General features: G+C 73.4%; 13 protein-coding genes. 9 read left to right on the top strand and 4 right to left on the bottom strand.

The features are described 5' to 3' along the window. Positions 1-13 precede the first annotated feature (13 nt). The 3 genes from ACWGDE_RS13020 to ACWGDE_RS13010 all read left to right on the top strand — a co-directional run bounded on the left by ACWGDE_RS13020 (position 14) and on the right by ACWGDE_RS13010 (position 4,025). Entirely contained in the window at positions 14-1,432 is a 1,419-nt protein-coding gene (locus tag ACWGDE_RS13020) for an NAD(P)/FAD-dependent oxidoreductase (RefSeq protein WP_453389035.1), read from the top strand. Positions 1,433-1,621: 189 nt separating this feature from the next. Continuing rightward, the gene (locus ACWGDE_RS13015; RefSeq protein WP_453389034.1) at positions 1,622-2,086 is read left to right on the top strand and encodes a hypothetical protein; all 465 of its coding nucleotides are present in this window, start codon (positions 1,622-1,624) and stop codon (positions 2,084-2,086) included. Between the two features lie 100 nt (positions 2,087-2,186). Further along, positions 2,187-4,025 carry a chitinase gene (locus tag ACWGDE_RS13010; protein WP_453389033.1) on the top strand — a complete coding sequence of 613 codons (1,839 nt, stop codon included), beginning with the start codon at positions 2,187-2,189 and terminating at the stop codon, positions 4,023-4,025. Between the two features lie 48 nt (positions 4,026-4,073). On the opposite strand, the gene ACWGDE_RS13005 is transcribed toward ACWGDE_RS13010, so the two are convergent. Continuing rightward, on the bottom strand, positions 4,074-6,140 hold the full coding sequence (locus tag ACWGDE_RS13005) for an SUKH-4 family immunity protein (protein WP_453389032.1): 2,067 nt from the start codon (positions 6,138-6,140) through the stop codon (positions 4,074-4,076). A 154-nt stretch (positions 6,141-6,294) separates the two neighbouring features. On the opposite strand from ACWGDE_RS13005, the gene ACWGDE_RS13000 reads away from it, so the two are divergent. Next, entirely contained in the window at positions 6,295-6,492 is a 198-nt protein-coding gene (locus ACWGDE_RS13000) for a hypothetical protein (RefSeq protein WP_453389031.1), read from the top strand. Here ACWGDE_RS13000 and ACWGDE_RS12995 read toward each other — a convergent pair. Beyond that, positions 6,452-6,964, bottom strand: coding sequence for a phosphatase PAP2 family protein (locus tag ACWGDE_RS12995; RefSeq protein ID WP_453389030.1), 513 nt, complete (start codon positions 6,962-6,964; stop codon positions 6,452-6,454). The two genes, ACWGDE_RS13000 and ACWGDE_RS12995, sit on opposite strands and share 41 nt — an antisense overlap. Before the next feature lie 432 nt (positions 6,965-7,396). Then, positions 7,397-8,743 (bottom strand): 4-aminobutyrate--2-oxoglutarate transaminase, encoded by a 1,347-nt coding sequence (gabT, locus tag ACWGDE_RS12990; RefSeq protein ID WP_453389029.1) that lies wholly within the window; start codon positions 8,741-8,743, stop codon positions 7,397-7,399. Positions 8,744-8,985: 242 nt separating this feature from the next. On the opposite strand from gabT, the gene ACWGDE_RS12985 reads away from it, so the two are divergent. From ACWGDE_RS12985 to ACWGDE_RS12975, 3 genes are all read left to right on the top strand, one after another. Further along, a complete protein-coding gene (locus tag ACWGDE_RS12985; RefSeq protein ID WP_453389028.1) occupies positions 8,986-11,424 on the top strand; it encodes an ATP/GTP-binding protein in 2,439 nt (812 codons plus the stop codon). Positions 11,425-11,560: 136 nt separating this feature from the next. Next, positions 11,561-13,141, top strand: coding sequence for a PucR family transcriptional regulator (locus ACWGDE_RS12980; protein ID WP_453389027.1), 1,581 nt, complete (start codon positions 11,561-11,563; stop codon positions 13,139-13,141). Between the two features lie 330 nt (positions 13,142-13,471). Next, positions 13,472-14,917 carry an aldehyde dehydrogenase family protein gene (locus ACWGDE_RS12975; protein ID WP_453389026.1) on the top strand — a complete coding sequence of 482 codons (1,446 nt, stop codon included), beginning with the start codon at positions 13,472-13,474 and terminating at the stop codon, positions 14,915-14,917. Positions 14,918-15,007: 90 nt separating this feature from the next. Here the strand turns inward: ACWGDE_RS12975 and ACWGDE_RS12970 are convergent, their stop codons facing one another. After that, positions 15,008-18,979 carry an NACHT domain-containing protein gene (locus tag ACWGDE_RS12970; protein ID WP_453389025.1) on the bottom strand — a complete coding sequence of 1,324 codons (3,972 nt, stop codon included), beginning with the start codon at positions 18,977-18,979 and terminating at the stop codon, positions 15,008-15,010. Positions 18,980-19,168: 189 nt separating this feature from the next. Between ACWGDE_RS12970 and ACWGDE_RS12965 the strand changes: the two genes are divergently transcribed. After that, a complete protein-coding gene (locus ACWGDE_RS12965; RefSeq protein WP_453389024.1) occupies positions 19,169-19,378 on the top strand; it encodes a hypothetical protein in 210 nt (69 codons plus the stop codon). Between the two features lie 184 nt (positions 19,379-19,562). Continuing rightward, the gene (locus ACWGDE_RS12960) at positions 19,563-21,530 is read left to right on the top strand and encodes an acyl-CoA dehydrogenase family protein (protein ID WP_453389023.1); all 1,968 of its coding nucleotides are present in this window, start codon (positions 19,563-19,565) and stop codon (positions 21,528-21,530) included. Positions 21,531-21,797: the final 267 nt, after the last annotated feature.

The following is a 21,797-nucleotide window of genomic DNA, read 5'->3' as shown; positions in this document are numbered from 1 at the left end:
GGAGTTGGAAGACATGGCCCCAGACGCCATGCGCACCGCTGCACGATCTCTTTCCGAAGCAAAGCCGGTCTCGTACTGGCTGGACGACCCCGGCAAGCCCGCCGCCGAACCCGCCCTCACCGGCGACGAGCACTGCGATCTGCTCGTCATCGGCGGCGGCTACAGCGGACTGTGGACCGCGCTGCTCGCCAAGGAGCGCGATCCCGCCCGGGACGTCGTCCTGATCGAGGGCCACGAGGCGGGCTGGGCCGCCTCGGGCCGCAACGGCGGCTTCTGTGCCGCCTCCCTCACCCACGGCCTGGCCAACGGCATGGCCCGCTGGCCGGACGAGCTGGCGAAGCTGGAGGAGCTCGGCGCGCGCAACCTCGACGCCATCGAGGACGCCGTCGCCCGCTACGGGATCGACTGCGACTTCGAGCGCAGCGGAGAGATCGACGTGGCCACCGAGCCGCACCAGGTCGAGGAACTCCGCGAGTTCCACGCCGAGGCCGAGCGCCTCGGCCTCGCCGGCCGCTCCGAATGGCTGGACGCGGACGCCCTGCGCGCCCAGGTCGACTCCCCGACCTTCCTCGGCGGGATCTGGGACCACGACGGCGTCGCCATGCTCAACCCGGCCAGGCTCGCCTGGGGCCTGAAGCGGGCCTGCCTGGAACTGGGCGTGCGGATCTACGAGAACACGCGCGGGCTGGACCTGGCCGGCTCCGGAGCCGGGATGGCCGTGCGGACCCCCTACGGGCGGGTCTTCGCCCGCCGGGTGGCGCTGGGCACCAACATCTTCCCGTCGCTGGTCAAGCGGGTGCGTCCGCTCACCGTCCCGGTCTACGACTACGCTCTGATGACCGAGCCGCTCACCGAGGAGCAGCTGGACTCGGTCGGCTGGAAGAACCGCCAGGGCCTCGGCGACAGCGCCAACCAGTTCCACTACTTCCGGATCACCCCCGACCGGCGGATCCTGTGGGGCGGCTACGACGCGATCTACCCGTACGGCGGCAAGCTCGACGCCGAGCACGACCACCGGCCCGAGACCTACCTCAAGCTCGCCGAGCACTTCTTCACCTGCTTCCCGCAGCTGGAAGGGGTGAAGTTCAGCCACGCCTGGGGCGGGGCGATCGACACCTGCTCGCGCTTCTCGGCCTTCTTCGGCACCGCGCACGCGGGGAAGGTGGCCTACGCCGCCGGGTTCACCGGGCTGGGCGTCGGAGCCACCCGCTTCGGGGCCGACGTGATGCTGGACCTCCTCGCGGGGGAGCGGACCGAGCGCACGGAGCTGGAGATGGTCCGCTCCAAGCCGATGCCGTTCCCGCCGGAGCCCTTCGCGTGGACCGGCATCACGCTGACCAAGTGGTCGCTGGCCCGGGCGGACCGCACCGGCGGGCACCGCAACCTGTGGCTGAAAACGCTGGACCGCTTCGGTCTCGGCTTCGACAGCTGACGCCCCCCCGGGCGGTGTGCTGATCGGGTAAGAGACGCCCGCACTCCCGCACGCCCGGGGCGCACCCCGACCTTCGCGCTGTGACCCGATTCACTACCACGGAGTAATGAAACCCGCGTCATAGTCGCGCCCGGCCCCGCTCTCCCAGGTGAGAACTGCTCACCACACACAGAGAGCGGAGGCCGGGCGATGACGATCCCGGGGGACAAGACGGCAGTGGAATGGCTGGTCTCGGTGGCGCCGGATCCGGACGCCTGCCGGTGGGAGTGGGAGCGCAACCCGCTCGGGGTCGCCCTGCTGCCCGCCGGCCGGCGGTGGGACGTGCTGATCCTGCCGGGGGAGCTGGGGCAGATCACCCTCGAAGTACTGGACTCGCTGCTGGAGCGGCCCGGCCCGGTGCTCGCCGATTTCGGCGACACCCGGCTGGGCTTCTTCGTGCCCGCCGGCACGGCCTCCCGCTGGATCGGGACGGGCGTACGGGGCGCCGGGCGCGGGACCTGGATCGTGGTCCCGTACCCCGGCCGGGCGACGGGCGGGGTGCGCTGGCTGGTGGTCCCGGACGGCCGGGGCACGCTCACCGATCCGGCGGTGCTGGAGATCGCGATGCACGAGGCGGCCGCGCGCGTCGTGGGGCAGCGGGGCGGGAAGTCTTGACAAGGGCATTGGTCTGGACCATCTTGGGCGCCGCTGCGCCTTCCCCCGCCGCGCCCCCACGCGCGGCCCGGCTCCATCCCCCCATGCACCGGAGGCAGTTGTGCGCCCCACCGCAAGAACCGCCAGACGCTCGGTCCTGTCCCTCCTTACCGCCGCCGCCCTCGCGGCCGCCGGACTCCTCGCCGTCGGCCCGCAGGCCGCGGCCGCCGACGCCGACCTCATCCGCAACGGCGGCTTCGAGGCCGGCCTCGACGGCTGGAGCTGCTCCGCCGGCAGCGGAGCCGTCGTCAGCAGCCCCGTGCACGGCGGGACCTCCGCCCTCAAGGGCACCCCGGCCGGGCAGGACAACGCCCGCTGCTCCCAGACCGTCACGGTCAAGCCCGACTCCGCCTACACGCTGACCGCCTGGGTGCAGGGCGCCTACGTCTACCTCGGCGCGACCGGCACCGGGACCACCGACGTGCAGACCTGGACGCAGACCCCGGGTGCCTGGAAGCAGCTGAGCACGAGCTTCCGTACCGGCGCGGCCACCACCTCGGTCACCGTCTACACGCAGGGCTGGTACGGCCAGCCGCCGCAGTTCACCGACGACGTCACCCTCGTCGGCCCGGACCCCGGCGGCTCCGGACCGGGCCAGCCCCAGATACCCGCCGCGCCCACCGGCCTGACGGCGTCCGCGTCCTCCTCCACCTCGGCCGGCCTCTCCTGGTCGGCCTCGGCCGGCGCCACCTCGTACAAGGTCTACCGCGACGGGGCGAACCCGACCGCCGTGAGCGGCACTTCGGCGACGGTCACCGGCCTCACCGCCTCCACGACGTACTCCTTCCAGGTCAGCGCGGTGAACGCGGCCGGCGAATCCCCCAAGAGCGCCGCCGTGTCCGTGACCACGCCGAGCGGCGGCGGCAACCCGGGCAACCCCGGCCTGCCCGCCCACGCGCTCGTCGGCTACCTGCACGCCAGCTTCGCCAACGGCTCCGGCTACGTCCGGATGGCCGACGTGCCCGCCTCGTGGGACGTCATCAACCTGGCCTTCGGCGAACCGACCTCCGTGACCTCGGGCGACATCCGGTTCTCGCTCTGCCCGGTGAGCGAGTGCCCGAACGTGGAATCGGCCGCCGAGTTCAAGGCGGCCATCAAGGCCAAGCAGGCGGCCGGCAAGAAGGTCCTCATCTCGATCGGCGGCCAGAACGGCCAGGTCCAGCTGGGCACCACGGCCGCCCGCGACACCTTCGTCTCCTCCGTCAGCAGGATCATCGACGAGTACGGGCTCAACGGCCTCGACATCGACTTCGAGGGCCACTCCCTCTCCCTGGCGACGGGCGACACCGACTTCCGCGCCCCCACCACCCCGGTGATCGTCAACCTGATCTCCGCGGTGAAGACCCTCAAGGCCAAGTACGGCCCGGACTTCGTCCTGACCATGGCCCCCGAGACCTTCTTCGTCCAGCTCGGCTACCAGTACTACGGCTCGGGCCCCTGGGGCGGCCAGGACCCGCGCGCCGGCGCGTACCTCCCGGTCATCCACGCCCTGCGCGACGACCTGACCCTGCTCCACGTCCAGGACTACAACTCGGGCTCGATCATGGGCCTCGACAACCAGTACCACTCCATGGGCGGCGCCGACTTCCACATCGCCATGACCGACATGCTCCTCACCGGCTTCCCGGTCGCCGGCAACACCGCCCGCGTCTTCCCGCCGCTGCGCGCGGACCAGGTCGCCATCGGCCTCCCGGCGACGACCAACGCGGGCAACGGCCACACCGCTCCCGCCGAGGTGAACAAGGCCCTGGACTGCCTGACGAAGAAGACGAACTGCGGTGCGTACACGACCCACGGCACCTGGCCGGCCCTGCGCGGCCTGATGACCTGGTCGATCAACTGGGACCGCTTCGGCAACGGGGAGTTCTCGAAGAACTTCGACGCGTACTTCGGCGCCTGACCCGAGGTCACGGCCGGGCCGGGGCGCCGAGGAGCCCCGGCCCGGCCCTCACAGGAGTCCGTCCCACATCTGCTCCAGCACCAGGGACCACCAGTTCTCCGGCGAGGCCAGCGCCGGCGGGTCCAGCCGCATCAGGTCCGCCTGGAAGTCCGTGGTCCACAGGCCCGCCTGCTCCGGGGTCAGGCCCCGGCGCTGCGGCCACATCCTGCCGAGTGCCGCGACGCAGTGCGCGAACTCGGGCAGCCCCGAGTTGACGAACTGGGCGTACGACGGCCCCGCCACTCCCGGCGGCAGGGCCACGACGTGCTCGGATCCGTACTCGATGCACAGCATCTTGCCGAAGTCGTGGCCCAGGACCAAGGTCATGCCGCGGGCCAGGGGCAGGTGCAGACCGTCCCGCGCCTTCGGGTGCCCCGTCACCGGCCAGGGCCTGCCCGCCACGGCGCGCGACCAGAAGAAGGGGCCCATGTCCCGGGGCAGGCCCGCCTCCATCAGGGTCTGCCGGGCGGCCAGGGGCACGATCGCGTCCTGAGCGGCCCTCAGGACGTACCGGTGGATGTTCTCCGGGGCGAATGCCTCCGCCACCTTCTGCGCGGCGGATTCGGCCCTCGATCCCCAGGGCACGACCGGGGCGGCCGGAAGCGGCGCCCGGACCGGAGCGGGACGGGTCGGATCACCGGCGTGGCGGGCCAGCAGCTGGCGCACGCCCGCTTGGCGGCCAATGAGGTCCGTGCTGTACGGGACGGTGCGCGTGACGAGGGCCTGGGGCCAGTTCTCCCGGACCATCCGGGCGCAGTAACCGCCGGGCAGATCGCAGGACTCCAGCTCGGTGTGCAGCTCCAGCACGCGGTGGGGCGGCACGCCCAGGGCGCGGAGATCGTGCAGGATCTGCCACTCGGGGTGCGGGAGCCCCGGTGCCGAGCGGCGGGTGAGCTCCCCCACGGAGCCGTCGGAGGCGCGGTAGCGCACCACCGCCAGGTACCCGGGCCCCACGGTCGCCGCCACCGGCGGCCGTGAACCCGAGGTGTACCAGCCCGGCGGCCGGTAGTCGATCACGGCCCTTTCCGCCTCCGCCTCCGCCTCCGATTGCGCCGGGGTACGCACGTTCAGCGTGTACCAGGCCGGCGGTGCGTAGTCGATGGTGAACTCGTCGGCCGGTTCCTCGGCGTCGTCCACCGGATCCGGCCGGACAATGCTCCGCTGACCTGCGGCGTCGTTGTCCAGGAGGGTTCCCCGGACAATCGGCTGCGGCTCCTCGGTGCTCGGCTCCGGCTCGTCGCCCATGCGTCCGCGGAGGTCGTCGAGCCCCTCGTCCTGCTCCTCCAGCCGTTCGCGGGAGGCCCGCAGGACGGCCTCGATCTGGTCGAGCGGGTCGAGGCCGAGAACCTCGCCGGACGCCGCTTCGTGCCCGGAGTCCGCCGGCTCCTCGGGCGGCGTGGCGCCGGCGGCCTGCCGCTCCACGGCGATGCGTTCGCGCGTCACGTGTTCGTCGGCGGTCAGGGCGAGGCGTTCCGCCTCGGACCGGGCCTGACGGGCGTGCTCCAACTGCTCGCCCGCCTGCCGCCGGTACTCCAGTGACAGGTCCAGCTCCCGCTGGAGCTTCGCCCGGTCCTCCAGCGCGCGGTCCCGTTCCTGCTCCAGCACCAGGCAGCGGTCCTGGAGGACCTTCACGGTGCTGCCCAGCAGCGTGCACTGCTTCTCGGAGTCGGCGAGCTTGCGCATCGCCTCCATCTGCAGGAGCCGGGCGTCGTCGAGCCTCAGCAGCGCCAGTGCGAGCGGCTCGCGGGGCCGTTGGCGCACCACGAGCGGGGCCTGCCCGCCGCCCTCCTTGAGGGTGCGGCCCGCCTCCTCGGCCTCGGCGAGCAGCCGCAGCCCCTCGGCGCGCTGGCGCTCGCGCATCGAGGGTTCGGGGATGTACCGGTCCACGACCTCGGTCAGCAGTTTCCGGGTGATCAGCGTGCTTCCGCTGCGGTAGGCGCCCCAGGAGCTCTTGCCGACGTACAGCTCCGCCTCCAGCTCGCGCACCGGAACGTGGCCGATCACGGTGCGCAGCCATTCCGCAAGCGCGTTCGCCTGTGCGGTCCGTCCCCGCAACTCGCCTTGCGGACGCCCCATTTCCCACCCGCCCTCGTCGTTGTCCAGCGGACATCCCGGCATTGTCCCCGATTCCGGCGGACGAACTGCGGCGTTGCCGGAGCCCGGCAGCGGACAACCGCGGCGGCGATCGATCGTGGGGCCACCCAGCCGAACCGACTCCGGGAGATCCACCATGCCCACACCCGACCCGCAGGGAAACAACCCGGGGAACAAGCAGGGGAAGAAGCGCCGTTCGTGGCCCTACGCGGTCACGGCGATCCTGGTCCTCGCGCTCCAGCAGGGCTGGGAACCCCGGGACGTCGTGGCGCTCGCCGCCGTACTGCTGGTGCTCATCGCCCTGGTCCAGGCCACGGGGAGTGGCGGCGAATGACGGCGTTCACCCCGAGCAGCAGGGGGGTGAACAGCAGGAGGCTGGCCAGGACGTCCAGGGGCCAGTGGTAGCCGCGCACGATCAGGCCCGCCGCCGTCAGGGCGGTGACGGCGGCCGCCAGGGCGTGCGGCCAGTCCCTGCGCAGGTACGGGGTGACGAGCAGGGCCGAGGCCGTGTACGCCACGTACGAGGTGGCCGTGTGGCCCGAGGGGTAGTAGCCGGTGGCCCAGGGCTCCAGGGGGCCCGGCCGGCCGGTCCACTCCTTCAGCGGGACGATCAGGGCCGGCACCGCGGCCATCGCCAGCGCCGCGGCCGCCGCGCCGGGGCGGTTGCCGCGCTGGACGGCGTAGACGATCGCGAGGAGCAGGACGGGGACCGCCACCGGGATGTTGCCGAAGTCGGAGAGGCGCTGGGTGAATCCGTCCGGGGCGGTGCGCAGGAGGGCGCGGCTCAGGCGGTCGTCCGCGGCCAACAGGGGGCCCGATACCAGGACCTGCCAGGTGATCAGCGCGAAGAGCGCGGCGCAGAGCGCGGAGAGGAAAGTGGCCGGCCGTCCCGGAACAGGGGGGGTGGTTCCGGGACGGCCGCCCGGATCGGGTTGCCGGGCGCCCCGGGGGGTTTGGGGCGAACGGCCGTCCGATCGGAGAGGAGTGTGCGCGAACGCATGCCCAGTACGGCGCTGGGGAAGCCCGGTACTGGTGTCGCTCCCGGTTTCCCCGGAGCGGGCTGTCTCACTCATCTGCAGAAACCGTACGGCAGCGAAAGGGGGACCGACAGCCGGAAAACGCTCCCGCCATCGGCCCCCCACACGTTCTTCACAGTGCCCGACCGTTACCCGCGGTAGTGAGCAGGAAGTGATCGAGCATTGTGTCCCCGCGTTCTACCGCCCGTGTCAGACGTTCGATCAGAGAGCGGTACCGATGGCCGCGAACGCGGCCTCGATGATGTCCAGGCCCTCGTTCAGCAGGTCCTCGCCCATGACGAGCGGCGGGAGGAAGCGGAGCACGTTGCCGTAGGTGCCGCAGGTGAGGACGAGGACGCCCTCCGCGTGGCAGGCCTTGGCGAGCGCGCCGGCCGCCTCCGGGAACGGGGTCTTGGAGACGGGGTCCTTGACGAGCTCGATCGCGATCATGGCGCCGCGGCCGCGGATGTCGCCGATGATGTCGTACTTCTCCTGCATGGCCGTCAGACGGGACTTCATGAGGGACTCGATCTTCTTCGCCGCGGCGTTGAGGTCGAGCTCCTTCATGGTCTCGATGGAGCCGAGCGCACCGGCGCACGCCACCGGGTTGCCGCCGTAGGTGCCGCCCAGGCCACCCGCGTGCGCGGAGTCCATGATCTCGGCGCGGCCGGTCACGGCGGCGAGCGGCAGACCGCCCGCGATGCCCTTGGCGGTCGTGATCAGGTCCGGGACGATGCCCTCGTCCTCGCACGCGAACCACTGGCCGGTGCGGCAGAAGCCGGACTGGATCTCGTCGGCGACGAAGACGATGCCGTTGTCGTTGGCGAACTTCACGATCGCCGGGAGGAAGCCCTTGGCCGGCTCGATGAAGCCGCCCTCGCCGAGCACCGGCTCGATGATGATCGCGGCGACGTTCTCGGCGCCGATCTGCTTGGTGATGTTGTCGATCGCCTGGGCGGCGGCCTCGGGGCCGCAGTTCTCGGCGCCGGTCGGCCAGCGGTAGCCGTAGGCGACCGGGACGCGGTAGACCTCGGGGGCGAACGGACCGAAGCCCTGCTTGTACGGCATGTTCTTCGAGGTCAGCGCCATCGTGAGGTTCGTACGGCCGTGGTAGCCGTGGTCGAAGACGACGACGGCCTGGCGCTTGGTGTACACACGGGCGATCTTGACGGCGTTCTCGACGGCCTCGGCGCCGGAGTTGAACAGCGCCGACTTCTTGGCGTGGTCACCCGGGGTGAGCTCGGCGAGGGCCTCGCAGACCTCCACGTAGCCCTCGTAGGGGGTGACCATGAAACAGGTGTGGGTGAAGTCGGCGAGCTGCGCGGAGGCGCGGCGCACGACGGCCTCGGCGGAGGCGCCGACCGAGGTCACGGCGATGCCCGAGCCGAAGTCGATCAGGCGGTTGCCGTCGACGTCCTCGATGATGCCGCCGCCCGCGCGGGCCGTGAAGACGGGGAGCACGGAGCCCACGCCGCCGGCCACCGTCGCGAGGCGGCGGGCCTGCAGCTCCTGCGACTTGGGGCCGGGGATCGCGGTGACGAGCTTGCGCTCCTGCGGGACAGCGGTCATAGGGAGCTCCCTGGGGGGTGATTTCGGACGCACTTGTGTCTTTGTCCGCAGGCTAGGCCCGGGAGGCGGGGTCCTGCATGCTCCGTTCGGGAGTGGTCCCCGCGTGTCCTTGTCCGTGACGGCCATAGGAGGGAACCGGCACGTGTCTTGTGGATCATGACCGGGAGCGGGTCGCCGGACGGCGCCGCCCACTAGATTGAGCGCGCAGCACAGTGCGGTAACGGGCAGGGGGCAGGGGTTACATGGACACCGACGGCACGCACGGCACGCACGAGCGGCGGGATCCGGTGACCACCGGGCACGTCCCCCGCCCGGCCGGCCCCCCGGGTCTCCCGCCGAAGCCGGCGCACGCCCCGGCGGCTCCCGCACACGCCCCGGCGGCTCCGGCGTACGACCGGGCGGCCCCCACCCGGCTGCCCACGGCCCCCGCCCCCGCCCCGGCCCCCACCCTGGCGGACTGGCTGCGCGTCCCCCGCCCGGACGCCGGGCCCGGCGTCTGGCGCCACGCCCACACCCCGCCCGTGCCCCGGCCCGACGCGGGCGACGCCTCGCTGCTCAAGCGGGTCGGGATCTCGCTCGTGATCTGCTTCGTGGTCTGGCGCCTCTTCGTGGGCGGGGCCCTGCCCCTCGTCGGCGTACCGCTGGACCTCTTCACCCCCGAGGACTGGTGGACCCACGGGCTGCGGCGCGAGCCCGTCGACCACCGGGGCCTGGCCGCGACCGAGATCTACGAACTGCTGGTCACCGCCGGGATCGTCCTCGCGTTCGCCCGCCTCGGCGGCTGGCGGACCGCCTTCGAGCGGCTCGTCGCGGCCCGCGGCCCCTGGTACCGCGCGCTCGGCGCCCTGATCGGCGCCCTCGTCGTGACCCTGCTCATCGTGAGCGAGACCCTCCCGGTCTACCCGCTCGCCTTCGGCCACCTGCCGTACGCGGAGCTCGGCGGCTCGGCGGGCCCGGCCGTCACCTACCTCCTCTACGCGGCGGTCTACCTCCCCGTCATCCTCTGCTTCGGGCGGCTCGGCGACTGGACCGGCCTGGTGCACGGAGCCCTCGGCGGACCCGAGGCCGCCGCTCCGGCCACGCCGCTCCCGGCCGGGCCGGACCCCGCCGACGACCCCGCCCGCTGGCCGCAGCTGCGCGCCGCCGGGTTCGCGGAATCCGCCGACCGGCTGGCCGCCGAAGCCGCCGCCGGGCGCATGAACGACGTCGACCACGTGCGGATCCGGCGGGCCTGGGACTCCGTGCTGGCCGACCCCACGCGGCGCACCGCCTTCGTCCAGGCCGTGCGGGACAAGGGCGCCGCCGCCTGCGGACACCCCTCCGGAGCCCGCGACCTGCCCGTCCGTGCGGCCCGGCACGACCTCCTCGTCGGTCAGGTCCGCCTCGGGAGCGTCACCGACGCCGAACCCAACCCCTTCGAGCGGCGGGGGACCGGCCTGGCCCTGGACCCCGCCGTCCTGGGGACCTCGATGCTCGCCGTCGGCCCCTCCGGCGCGGGCAAGACCGCCCGCCTGGTCCGTCCCGTCGTCGAATCGCTGATGCTCCAGGCCCTGGCCGGCGAGGCCGCCGTCATCACCGTCTCCGCCGCCGGGACACCGCTCGGGCCCGACGAGGCCTACGACATCGTCGTCCGCCCCGGCGACCCCGCCTCCGTCCACGACCTCGACCTCTACGGCGGCGCCACCGACCCCGACGAAGCGGCCTCCCTGCTCGCCGAGGGCTTCGCCGGCGACCTCCCCGGCATCGACGTACGCCGCTGCGCCACCGCCCTCGCGCAGCTCATCGGCCCCTTCCGGGCCGCGTACGGCCGCTTCCCCACCGTGGCCGAGCTGCGCGAACTGCTCGACGGGCGGCCCGCCGCGCTCGACGCCCTGCGCGAGGTGCTGGAGCGCTCCGGCCGCCAGGCCATGCTGCGCGAGCTCGACGCCCGCGCCCGCCAGTACGGGACCCACGGCGACCCCGGCCCCGTCCTCGCCGACCGGGTGGCACTGCTGGACCGGCCCGCCTTCCACGGCTTCTTCGACACCACCGGAGCCGGCCGGCCCTTCTCCCCGCGCGCCCTCGAACACCCCGTCCGGGTCCGCGTGGACCTGCCCGAGCGCGCCCACGCCGACGCCTCGCGGCTGCTGGCCCGGCTGCTGCTCGCCCAGTTCAACGCCTCGGCCGCCGCGCGCACCGACCGCTCCCTCTTCGCCTTCCTCGCCTTCGACGACGCCTCGCAGACCCTCACGCCCGAGACCGTGCGCGGCGTACAGCGGCTCCGCTCGGCCAACGCGGGGGTCCTGCTGACCCTGCGCACCCTGGACGACGTACCGGAACCGCTGCGCACCCCGCTGCTCGGGGCGGTGGGCTGCCGGGTGGCCTTCTCCGGGGTCACCACCTGGGACGGCAAGTGGTTCGCCGACGCCTGGGGGACCGAACTGGTCGAGACGCGGGACGTCACCAGCCGGACGGTCTACGCCGACCGCCCGATGACCAGGGCCCTGCACACGGTGCGCAAGATGGTCACCGGCAAGGCCGTCACCACCGACGCCGTCACCGTGCGGCAGGTCGAGCGGGAACGCTGGTCCGCCTCCGCCCTCGCCAACACCGTGCCCCCCGGCCACGCCGTGCTCTCCCTGACCTCCGTCCGCGGCGAGCGGGCCGCCCCGCTGCTGGTCCGGCTCGGGGGAACGAGCTGAGCCGACCCGTACGGGGTGGCAGAATCAAGGGGAGCCGTTCGTACGACACGGCGAAATCCGGCGTGGCGTTCCACGGCGAGAATCCTGCGTCGGCACCTCGCCGCCGAACCCCTCCTCCCTAAGGCGCCCGGTACCCATGCCGCTCACCCTCGCGTCACTCGTCCAGCACTCGGCGCTCAAACTCAGCGTCCGGGCCGGGGAGGGCCGCCTCGACACCCCCGTGCGGTGGGCCCACGTCAGCGAGCTCGCCGACCCCGTCCCGTACATGGAGGGCGGGGAACTGCTCCTCATCACCGCGATGAAGCTCGACGCGGAGGACCCCGAGGAGATGCGCCGCTACGTGCGCAGGCTCGCGGCGGCCGGGGTCGTCGGCATCGGCTTCGCCGTCGGCGTCAACTACGACGCCGTGCCCGAGGCGCTGGTCGAAGCCGCCCGGGCCGAGGACCTGCCGCTGCTGGAGGTGCCCCGCCGCACCCCCTTCCTCGCCATCAGCAAGGCCGTCTCCGCCGCGCTGGCCGCCGACCAGTACCGGGCCGTGACCGCCGGTTTCGAGGCGCAGCGCGAGCTGACGCGGGCCGCGCTGTCCGCCGACGGCCCCGCCGAACTGCTGACGAAGCTGGCGGCGCACGTGCACGGCTGGGCCGCCCTGTACGACACCTCGGGCGCCGTCGTCGCGGCCGCGCCCGACTGGGCCGCCCGCCGGGCGGCCCGGCTGACCCCCGACGTGGAGCGGCTGCGGGAGCGCCCGGCGCCGGCCAGCGCCGTCGTGGGCGGCTCAGACGACCGGGTCGAGCTGCAGTCCCTGGGCACCGGCCGGCGCGCCCGGGGAGCCCTGGCGGTCGGCACCGGAGCTCCGCTGGGCACCGCCGAGCGGTACGCGGTCCACTCGGCCGTGGCACTGCTGACCCTGACCACCGAACGCTCCCGCTCCCTGCACGACGCGGAGTCCCGGCTCGGCGCGGCCGTGCTGCGCATGCTGCTCGCCGGGCAGGCGGAGCACGCGCAGGCCGTGGCCGGGGACCTGTACGGGGCCCTGCTGGACGCCCCCTTCCGGATCGTGGTGGCGGAGCCGGCGCTCGCGGGGACCGCCCAGCCGCAGGGCCTGGCCCAGCTGGCCGACGCCGTGGAATCGGCGGCGGCCCGCACCGGGGAGACCCTGCTGGTGGTGCCGGAACCCGGCCGCCTCGTGGTCCTGGCGGCCGACGGGGGCTCGGCCGTACAGGCGTGCGCGGAGCACGCGGAGGCGCTGGAATCGCGGCGCGGGCGGGACGCGGGCGAACCCGAGCCGGACGAACTGGTCATAGGCCTGTCGGCGCCGGCCCTCGCCTCGAGCGTGGCCGCGGCCTTCAAACAGGCCGACCAGGCCCTCGCCGTGGCCCGCCGGCGCGGCCGCCCGATGGTCGAGCACGAGGAACTCGCGTCGGGCTCGGTCCTCCCGCTGCTGGCCGACGACGCGGTACGGGCCTTCGCGGACGGCACGCTGCGGGCGCTGCGCGAGCACGACGAGAAGGGCCGCGGCGACCTGGTGGCCTCGCTCCAGGCGTGGCTCTCGCGCCACGGCCAGTGGGACGCGGCGGCGGCCGACCTCGGAGTCCACCGCCACACGCTGCGCTACCGCATGCGGCGGGTCGAGGAAATCCTGGGCCGCTCCCTGGACGACCCGGACGTCCGCATGGAGCTCTGGCTCGCCCTGAAGGCCACGACGCCCGCGCCGTAGCGGACCCGGGCCGACCCGAGCGGTCCGGCAGCCGCCGCGCGGGCTGGGTCCCCTACCCGCCCTTCGCCCGTTCCCCGGGGCTCCGCCCCGGGCCCGCGCCCCGAACGCCGGCGGAGCTGGAGCAATCCAGCCCCGCCGGAGTTCGAGGCGCGGGCCCGGTACGAGCACCCCGCAGGGGACCCGCACGGGGCCGGGCCGGGGCGACACTGACAAAGCGGCGCGCCGCGCCACGCGCGTACTCCATGCCGGACAAACACCGAAACCGCGCCGGAGTCCTACGGTGGAGGGGACAAGGACCCACCGCACACACTCCGAAGGGCCGGGATCAGCATGACTTCCACCCACGCCTTCTGGCTCGCCGGCCGCCAGGCCACGGGCGACGACAGCTTCGACGTCCACTCCCCGTGGGACGGCCGCCTCGTCGGTACCGTGAGCGTCCCCACCGACGCCCAGGTCGAAGAGGCCGTGGCCGCCGCGTACGCCGTGACCGCGGAGTTCTCCGCCACCCCGGCCCACGTACGCGCCGAGGCCCTGGCCCACGTCGCGCGCCGGCTCGCCGAGCGCACCGAGGAGATCGCCCTCCTGATCTCCGCCGAGAACGGCAAGCCCATCAAGTGGGCCCGCGGTGAGGTCGGCCGTGCGGTGTCCGTGTTCCGCTTCGCCGCCGAAGAGGCCCGCCGCTTCAACGGCGGAGAGGCCCAGCGCCTGGACACCGACGCCGGTGGCGTCGGCCGTCTCGCGCTGACCCGCCGCTTCGTCAAGGGTCCGGTCCTCGGCATCGCGCCGTTCAACTTCCCGCTGAACCTGTGCGCCCACAAGGTGGCCCCCGCCATCGCCGTCGGCGCGCCGATCATCCTGAAGCCGGCCCCGGCCACCCCGCTCTCCGGCCTGATCCTCGGTGAGCTGCTGGCCGAGACCGACCTGCCGGCCGGTTCCTGGTCCGTGCTCCCCGTCGCCAACGACAAGATGCCGGAGCTGGTCAAGGACGAGCGCCTGCCCGTCATCTCCTTCACCGGTTCCGACAAGGTCGGCTACGCCATCCAGCAGGCCGTGCCCCACAAGCACTGCACCCTGGAGCTCGGCGGCAACGCCGCGGCCGTGGTCCTGGAGGACTGGTCCTCGGAGGCCGACCTCGACTGGGCCGCGACCCGTATCGCGACCTTCTCGAACTACCAGGCCGGCCAGTCCTGCATCGGCGTGCAGCGCGTGATCGCCGACGCCGCCGTCTACGACCGCCTGGTCGAGAAGGTCGTCGCCAAGGTCCAGGAGCAGGTCACCGGCGACCCGAACGACTCCGCCACCGACGTCGGCCCCCTGGTCTCCGAGGACGCCGCCAAGCGCGTCGAGTCCTGGGTCGACGAGGCCGTGGCCGCCGGAGCCAAGCTGCTCACGGGCGGCAAGCGCGAGGGTGCCTCGTACGAGCCCACCGTCGTCGCCGAGGTGCCCGAGGGCGTCACCCTCGCCACCGAGGAGGTCTTCGGTCCGGTCCTGACCCTGCGCCGGGTCGAGAACACCGACGAGGCCTTCGCCGCCGTCAACGACTCGAAGTTCGGTCTGCAGGCGGGCGTCTTCACCCGGAACATCCAGACGGCGTTCCGCGCCCACCGCGAGCTGGAGGTCGGCGGCGTGATCGTCGGCGACGTCCCGTCCTACCGCGCCGACCAGATGCCGTACGGCGGCGTCAAGCAGTCCGGTGTGGGCCGCGAGGGCGTGCGCTACGCGATGGACGACTACACCTACGAGCGGGTCCTGGTCCTCAGCGGCCTCGACATCTGACCGACTCGTACGGCCCACAAAGCCGACGGCCGGAGCCTACTGTGCGGGGGCTCCGGCCGTCTTTTTGCATGCGCTCGCGGGGATTGCCGCTCAGTGCGACCGGCCCCCGAGCAGCGCGTGCCCGGGGCTGAGCCGGGCCAGTGCCTCCGCCGCACGGCGGACCTCGCGGGGCTTCGACCCGGGTGCGGTGACGGTGCCGGTCAGCATGTCCAGGACCTCGGCCCGGTAGGAATCCCCGAGACCGGCGAGCGTCTCCACCGCCTCCCGCCACTCGTACACGCCGGCCGTGCGGGCCCCAATCATTCCCCGCAGCGCCTGTGCGGCGTCGTCCGCGTACGCGGGACCGAGACCGGCGAGCATCTTCGCCACCTGCACCCTTGCGTACGTCCTCCGCTTGCCCAGCGCCTGGCGCAGGGCCCCGGCCGCCCACTCCACGTACGGTTCGCCGAGCCCGGCCAGCGATTTCGCCGCTGACTCCCGGTCGAACTCGAAAACGAGGGGCTCGGCCACCACGGTCCGCAGCGCTTGCGCCGCAGCCGCGACGTGCGGGCCACGCAGGGCGACGAGCGACGGTACGGCAAGATCTCGTGTATAGGACTGCGTCCGCGGGTCGGCCACCACGGCCCGGATCCCTTCCGCGGCGAGCGGCACGTCCTGACCGCCCAGGGCGAGCAGCTCCCTGGCCGCGTCGAACCTCTCTTCCGGTTCGGCCGTCCGATCGACGATCACCTCCCGCAGGACCCGGGTCGCGGCAGGCTCGAAACGCCTGTCCAGCGCGAGGAGCTTCCGGGCTGCCAGCCCCCGGACCCCCGCGCTCTGCTTCTTGCGCCCCGTCCTCCCGAGGGCCACTGCTTCCAGGGCTTCGACGGCTCCCGCCTCGCGCATCCTGGCCCGTTCCGCCAGAACGAGCACGATCCTGCCCCGGGACTCGGTACTCTTCCGGTCGGCCAGCAGAGACCGCAGGATCGACACGTCCCCCTGCCAGTCCGTGGACGGCGCCACCAGCAGCAGCAACCGCGTGGCGTCCTTGCGTACCCGCGTAGTCGCGTCACTGTCGGCGACCAGATCCTTCAGGGTTCCGGCAACTTCCGGCCGGTGCTCGCTGCCCGGCCGGGCCAGGGCAGCCACGGCGCGCCGCCGGTCACGCGGAGCCGTCCGGTGATCAGCGATCAGACCGAGCAGGCGCCCGGTGTCCTGCCCGTACGGTCCGACGGGGTCGCGCAGTACCCGCCACGCCCGCCACCGGCCGGTCCACGCCGTACGCGGGTCCGCGGCCATCGCCCGGAGGCACTGCACCGCTTCCTGTCCATGGGGCCCGCCCAGCCGCGCCAGTTCCTCGGCTGCTTCCATCCGTTCGTACCAGGCCGCGCCGCGGTCCCCGGCCGCCTCGTGCAGGATCCGAGCCGCCGCTCCCACGTAGGGCCCCTTCAGCGCCGCAAGTGCCCCTGCCGCCATCAGCCGTTCCTGTCCTGCGCTCTCCGCCGCCATGGCGTGCAGGGCCTGTGCCGCCTCGTCCACGTACGTCCCGCCGAGCCTGGCCAGCCCACCGGCCGCGGACCGTCGGTCGTCCGGAGCATGGCTGCCGTCCGCGATCACCCCTCGGAAGAATTCCGCCGCCTCCACCCCGTGGGCGGCGCCCAGGCGGGCCAAGTACTGGGCCGCGAGCTGGCGGCCCTTCGGATCCTGACCGTCGGACATCACCCCCCGGAAGGCCTCCGCCGCCTCTTCCACGTGTGCCCCGCCCAACCGGGCCAGGGCGTTGGCCGCGTTCCACCGGGTCTGGGCGTCGATGCCGGTTCCCGCGAAGATGTCGCGCAGAGCCCGGGCGGCCTCCAAAGCGGCGTACTGTGCCAGGACGGCCAGCGAGCTCACCGCTCCCCACCGCTCGGCGTCATGGGCGTGAGGGTCGAGCGCGGCGGCCCGCAACGCCAGGACGACCTCCGGGGCATAGGAGGGATCGATGTACGCCAGTACGCGCGCCGCCTCGCCCCTCGACCTCGCCGCCGGATCGGAGACCGCCCGCTGCAGCCTCAGGCAAGCGGCCGCGTGATCCCGTGTCGCCAGCGCCCTCGCCGCTTCCACCCAGTAAGGGGAGTCCTCGTCGTGCGCGGTGGCGTACAGGTACTCCCCGACCAGATGGTGGCGGATACGTCGCAGCAGCCTCCAGCGCTCGCCGCCGATGTCCGCGTACGGCGATCCGGCGGCCGCCGCCAGGAACCGCTCGACGTGCCGGTCCTGCGCGGGGCACCGCTCGGCCAGGAGGCGGCCGGCCGACAACTGGTCCCGGAACGGCCCCTCCTGGAGCCAGTCCAGCAGCGCCGTACCGCCCTTGCGGTGCCGGTGGCTGTAGTGGACCAACGCGCCGACCGGGACGTCCCCCAGTGCTTCGAAGACCCAGCGGTTCCCGAAGGCGCGGTGCAGCGCGGTGCGCCACGCGTCCGACTCGGGGTCGAACTCCTCGGGCAGTCCGTCGGCCAGGCGCTCGGCCGCCATGTGCTCGGCGAAAGTGGCGTGCAGGAACCGCAGACCGGCCCCCGTGCGCACCAGAAGGCCGGTGCCGAGCAGGGCCTCGGTGACCGAGCCGTCCCAGCCGTCCAGCGAGGACAGCGCGCCGAACCGGCCCTGCCCGTCGGCGGCGTTCTCCTCCCACCAGCGGCGCGCCTCCTGCGCGAGGTCCGCCGCCCCCAGCGTCACCTGGCAGTGGGCCAGGTACATGACCAGGTCATCGAGATGCCGGCGCAGGTACGCCACCTCTCCCGGCCCCCGGGCCGTCAGCTGAGCCCGCGCCTCCAGCTCCGCCCAGAACCGGCGGACCTTGTCCCGTTTCGCGGCCCTGAGGTGCGCCCTGGCCTCCTCGTACAGCTTCCAGCGGCTGTCGGGGAGCGGGCGGTCGGGGTCGTCCTCGAACACGAGCACCGCGACCGTGGCCAGCAGGGGGTTGTGCAGCAGCGTGCCCAGCTCCGCCTCCTCGACCTGCCGCAGGAAGCTGTCGGCGAGATCCGCGCGCCCGGAGTCCTCGAGCCAGGCCCGTGCGAAGGCCTCCAGAGCCCCCTGGTCGAAGGGCTCCAGCTCGTACGCGTCGAAGCCCGCCCGCCTGAGGACCGGTGTGCCCTCGGGGTCGGGCCGGGTGGTGAGCAGCAGCAGCGGTCCGTCCGCGGGGCGGTCGGCGAGCAGGTTGATCAGGCGGACGCGGTGCTCCCGGTCCACCTCGTCGAGCGCGTCGACGAGGATCAGCCAGCGGGCCCCGCGGGGGAGTTCCGCAAGTCCTCCCGTACCGAGCCCCGTGGCCTCGGCCACCGCGGACTCGAAGCCGGGCCCGCCGCGGGCGATCTGGGCCGCGGTGACCAGCAGCGGCACCAGGCCGCCGGGCGCTGCCGAGCCCTGCGCGGCGTTTCCCAGGTCGAGCGCGCACCGGTGCAGCAGCGTGGACTTCCCGCCGCCGGGTTCGGCCTGCACCAGCAGATGGCCGCCCCCACCCGCGCCGAGCACGCCCTCGATCGGCCGCGCCGGACCTTCGCGGCGCTCGTGCTCCTCTCCCGAAGCGTCCAGGAGCTGGCGTACGTACACGGTGGTCAGGCGGTGCGGGCGTCCCTCGGGGCGCAGCAGGTAGGGGAGTTCCTCGGCGGCTTCGCGCTGGCGTTCCAGCAGGGCGCGCACCGGATCCGGCAGCCAGTGCCGCGGCTGTCCGCCGCCCGCGGACCCGTCCGCCGCGGGGGACGGGTCCGCGGGCTCGTCGCGGGCCTTGCGCCACCAGGCCAGCCAGCGGGCCTCGTCGTACAGCCCCTGCGTGGCGTCGTCCGGGGCGGTGCGGCCGCTCGCCTCCTTGATCAGGGAGCGCACCACGGCGAGCAGTTGTGCCTCCGACTGCGGGACGTTGTCACCGTTCTTCCAGGCGCTGACCCGGTTGAGCGTGACCTGCCCGCCCTGCCCGCCCTGCCCGCCTTGCCCGCCCCGCTGGGTCAGCCGCCGGTTCGCCTCCGTGACCACGTGCTTGAGCGCGGGCCGGCCCACCGCCTCGTGCAGCTCCGCCAGCCTGGCGGCGAAGTCCCGTCGCGCGCCCACCGTTCTCCCGTCACCGAGCCGTTCCGGTCCGGTCCTGACCGGAAAAGTCAGCCTAGGGCGCCTCACCTGGGCTGTCCCGGGAGTTGGCCGAAACCGGAGTCCGTCCTGCTCCCGCCCGCCGCCTGAATCGGATCCGGGCCGCGGCGAACCGAGCCGGGCCGAGGCCGACAGCCACCGGAGGAGCAGCACATGAACAGCAGCACCGTCGACACCGTCCTGACCGGCGTGACCGCCCTGGGCGCGGGAGGGATCCTCTACGGCACGACGGTCGGCGTGACCGCCGCGGTCGCGGTGTTCGCCCGGACGGCCCCCCGCCGCCGGGACGCCCGTGCCGTCCTGGTGATCCTGCTGCGGCGCCGGGGTGCCGCGGACCGGCAGGACACCGGGGCCCAGGGCTGAGCGACCGCGCGGCGCCGGGCCGTGCCCTCGCCGCGGGCGGCACGGCGCCCCGGCCGGAGTCCACGGTGCGGGGCTCCGGCCGTCCCCCTTTTACCCCCGCTTCCCCACCGCCCGAAACGGGTACGACTCCCTGGTAGCACCCACCGGTAAGCACCCCACTCTCGGCGGCGAGGTGAGTCCCCTCATGTCCGCAACACAGTCCGGCGGCACGCAGCCCGTACAGCCCGTACAGCCCAAGGTGACCGAGCGCGAGGCACGGCAGGTCGCGGAAGCGGCCCGGGAACAGAACTGGCAGCGGCCGAGCTTCGCCAAGGAGCTGTTCCTCGGCAGGTTCCGGCTCGACCTGATCCACCCCCACCCGCTCCCCGCCGACGAGGACGTCCGGCGCGGGGAGGCCTTCCTGGCCCGGCTGCGGGAGTTCTGCGAGAGCTCCATCGACGGGGCGCGCATCGAGCGCGAGGCGAAGATCCCCGACGAGACCGTGCGCGGGCTCAAGGAGCTCGGCGCGCTCGGCATGAAGATCGACCCCAAGTACGGGGGCCTCGGCCTCACCCAGGTGTATTACAACAAGGCGCTCGCCCTCGTCGGCTCCGTCAGCCCGGCCATCGGGGCCCTGCTCTCCGCCCACCAGTCGATCGGCGTGCCCCAGCCGCTGAAGATGTTCGGCACGCAGGAGCAGAAGGACGCCTACCTGCCGCGCTGCGCGACCACCGCCATCAGCGCCTTCCTGCTCACCGAACCGGACGTCGGCTCCGACCCGGCGCGCCTGGCCACCACCGCGGTCCCCGACGGCGAGGACGCCTACGTCCTGGACGGCGTGAAGCTCTGGACCACCAACGGGGTCGTCGCCGACCTGCTCGTCGTCATGGCCCGGGTCCCCAGGAGCGAGAACCACCGGGGCGGGATCACCGCCTTCGTCGTCGAGGCCGACTCGCCGGGCATCACCGTCGAGCACCGCAACGCCTTCATGGGCCTGCGCGGCCTGGAGAACGGCGTCACCCGCTTCCACCGGGTACGGGTGCCGGCCGGCCAGCGCATCGGCGCCGAGGGGGCCGGCCTGAAGATCGCCCTGACCACGCTGAACACCGGCCGGCTGTCGCTGCCCGCCATGTGCGTCGGCGCAGGGAAGTGGTGCCTGAAGATCGCCCGCGAGTGGTCCGGCGTACGCGAGCAGTGGGGGCGGCCGGTCGCCCGGCACGAGGCGGTCGGCTCGAAGATCTCCTTCATCGCCGCCACCACCTTCGCCCTGGAGGCCGTGGTCGACCTGGCCTCCCAGATGGCGGACGAGGACCGCAACGACATCCGCATCGAGGCCGCCCTCGCCAAGCTCTACGGCTCCGAGATGGCCTGCCTGATGGCCGACGAGCTGGTCCAGATCCGCGGTGGACGCGGCTTCGAGACCGCCGAGTCCCTCGCGGCGCGCGGCGAGCGGGCCGTCCCGGCCGAACAGATGCTCCGCGACCTGCGCATCAACCGGATCTTCGAGGGATCCACCGAGATCATGCACCTGCTGATCGCCCGCGAGGCCGTGGACGCCCACCTGTCGGTGGCCGGAGACCTCATCGACCCCGACAAGGCACTGGGCGACAAGGCGAAGGCGGGCGCCCGCGCCGCCGGGTTCTACGCCCGCTGGCTGCCCCAGCTGGCCACCGGAGCCGGCCAGGTGCCCGGCACCTACCGGGCCTTCCACCCCGCCGGCCACCCCGACCTCGCCACCCACCTGCGCTACGTCGAGCGCGGATCGCGCAAACTCGCCCGCTCGACCTTCTACGCCATGTCCCGCTGGCAGGGCCGCATGGAGACCAAGCAGGGCTTCCTCGGCCGGATCGTCGACATCGGCGCCGAACTCTTCGCCATGAGCGCGGCCTGCGTGCGCGCCGAGCACCTGCGGGCCTCCGGCGAGCACGGACGCGAGGCCTACCAGCTCGCCGACGCCTTCTGCCGGCAGTCCCGGCTGCGCGTCGAGGAGCTCTTCGGCCGGCTCTGGGACAACACCGACGACCTCGACCGCAAGGTCGTCGCCGGCGTCATGTCCGGTACCTACACCTGGCTGGAGGAGGGCATCCTCGACCCCTCCGGCGACGGTCCGTGGATCGCCGACGCGACCCCCGGCCCGTCCACGCAGAAAAACGTGCACCGGCCACTGCGCTGACCTGCGATCATCGCCGCACGTCGGACAGACGTACGAGGATGGTTACGGGCCCGTGTACGGGTACGCGTACCCGTACACGGGACGAGCACGGGCAAGACGGAGAGAACGATGCCGACGGCCGAGGAAGACCGCGCCAGCCGACGGCTGGCCTGGTGCGTGGCGCACGTACTGCGCCACCCCCCCCCCCACCACGTCACCCACCAGATAGGGCGGCGCGACGCGCCCGCCCGCAACTAACAGTTCCCCCGCGAGCCCCGGTCGGGCACC

This window comes from Streptomyces sp. NPDC054956 (assembly GCF_053609185.1).
Note: the sequence above shows the minus strand (reverse complement) of the source record. Positions and strands in the feature narration are given on the sequence as shown.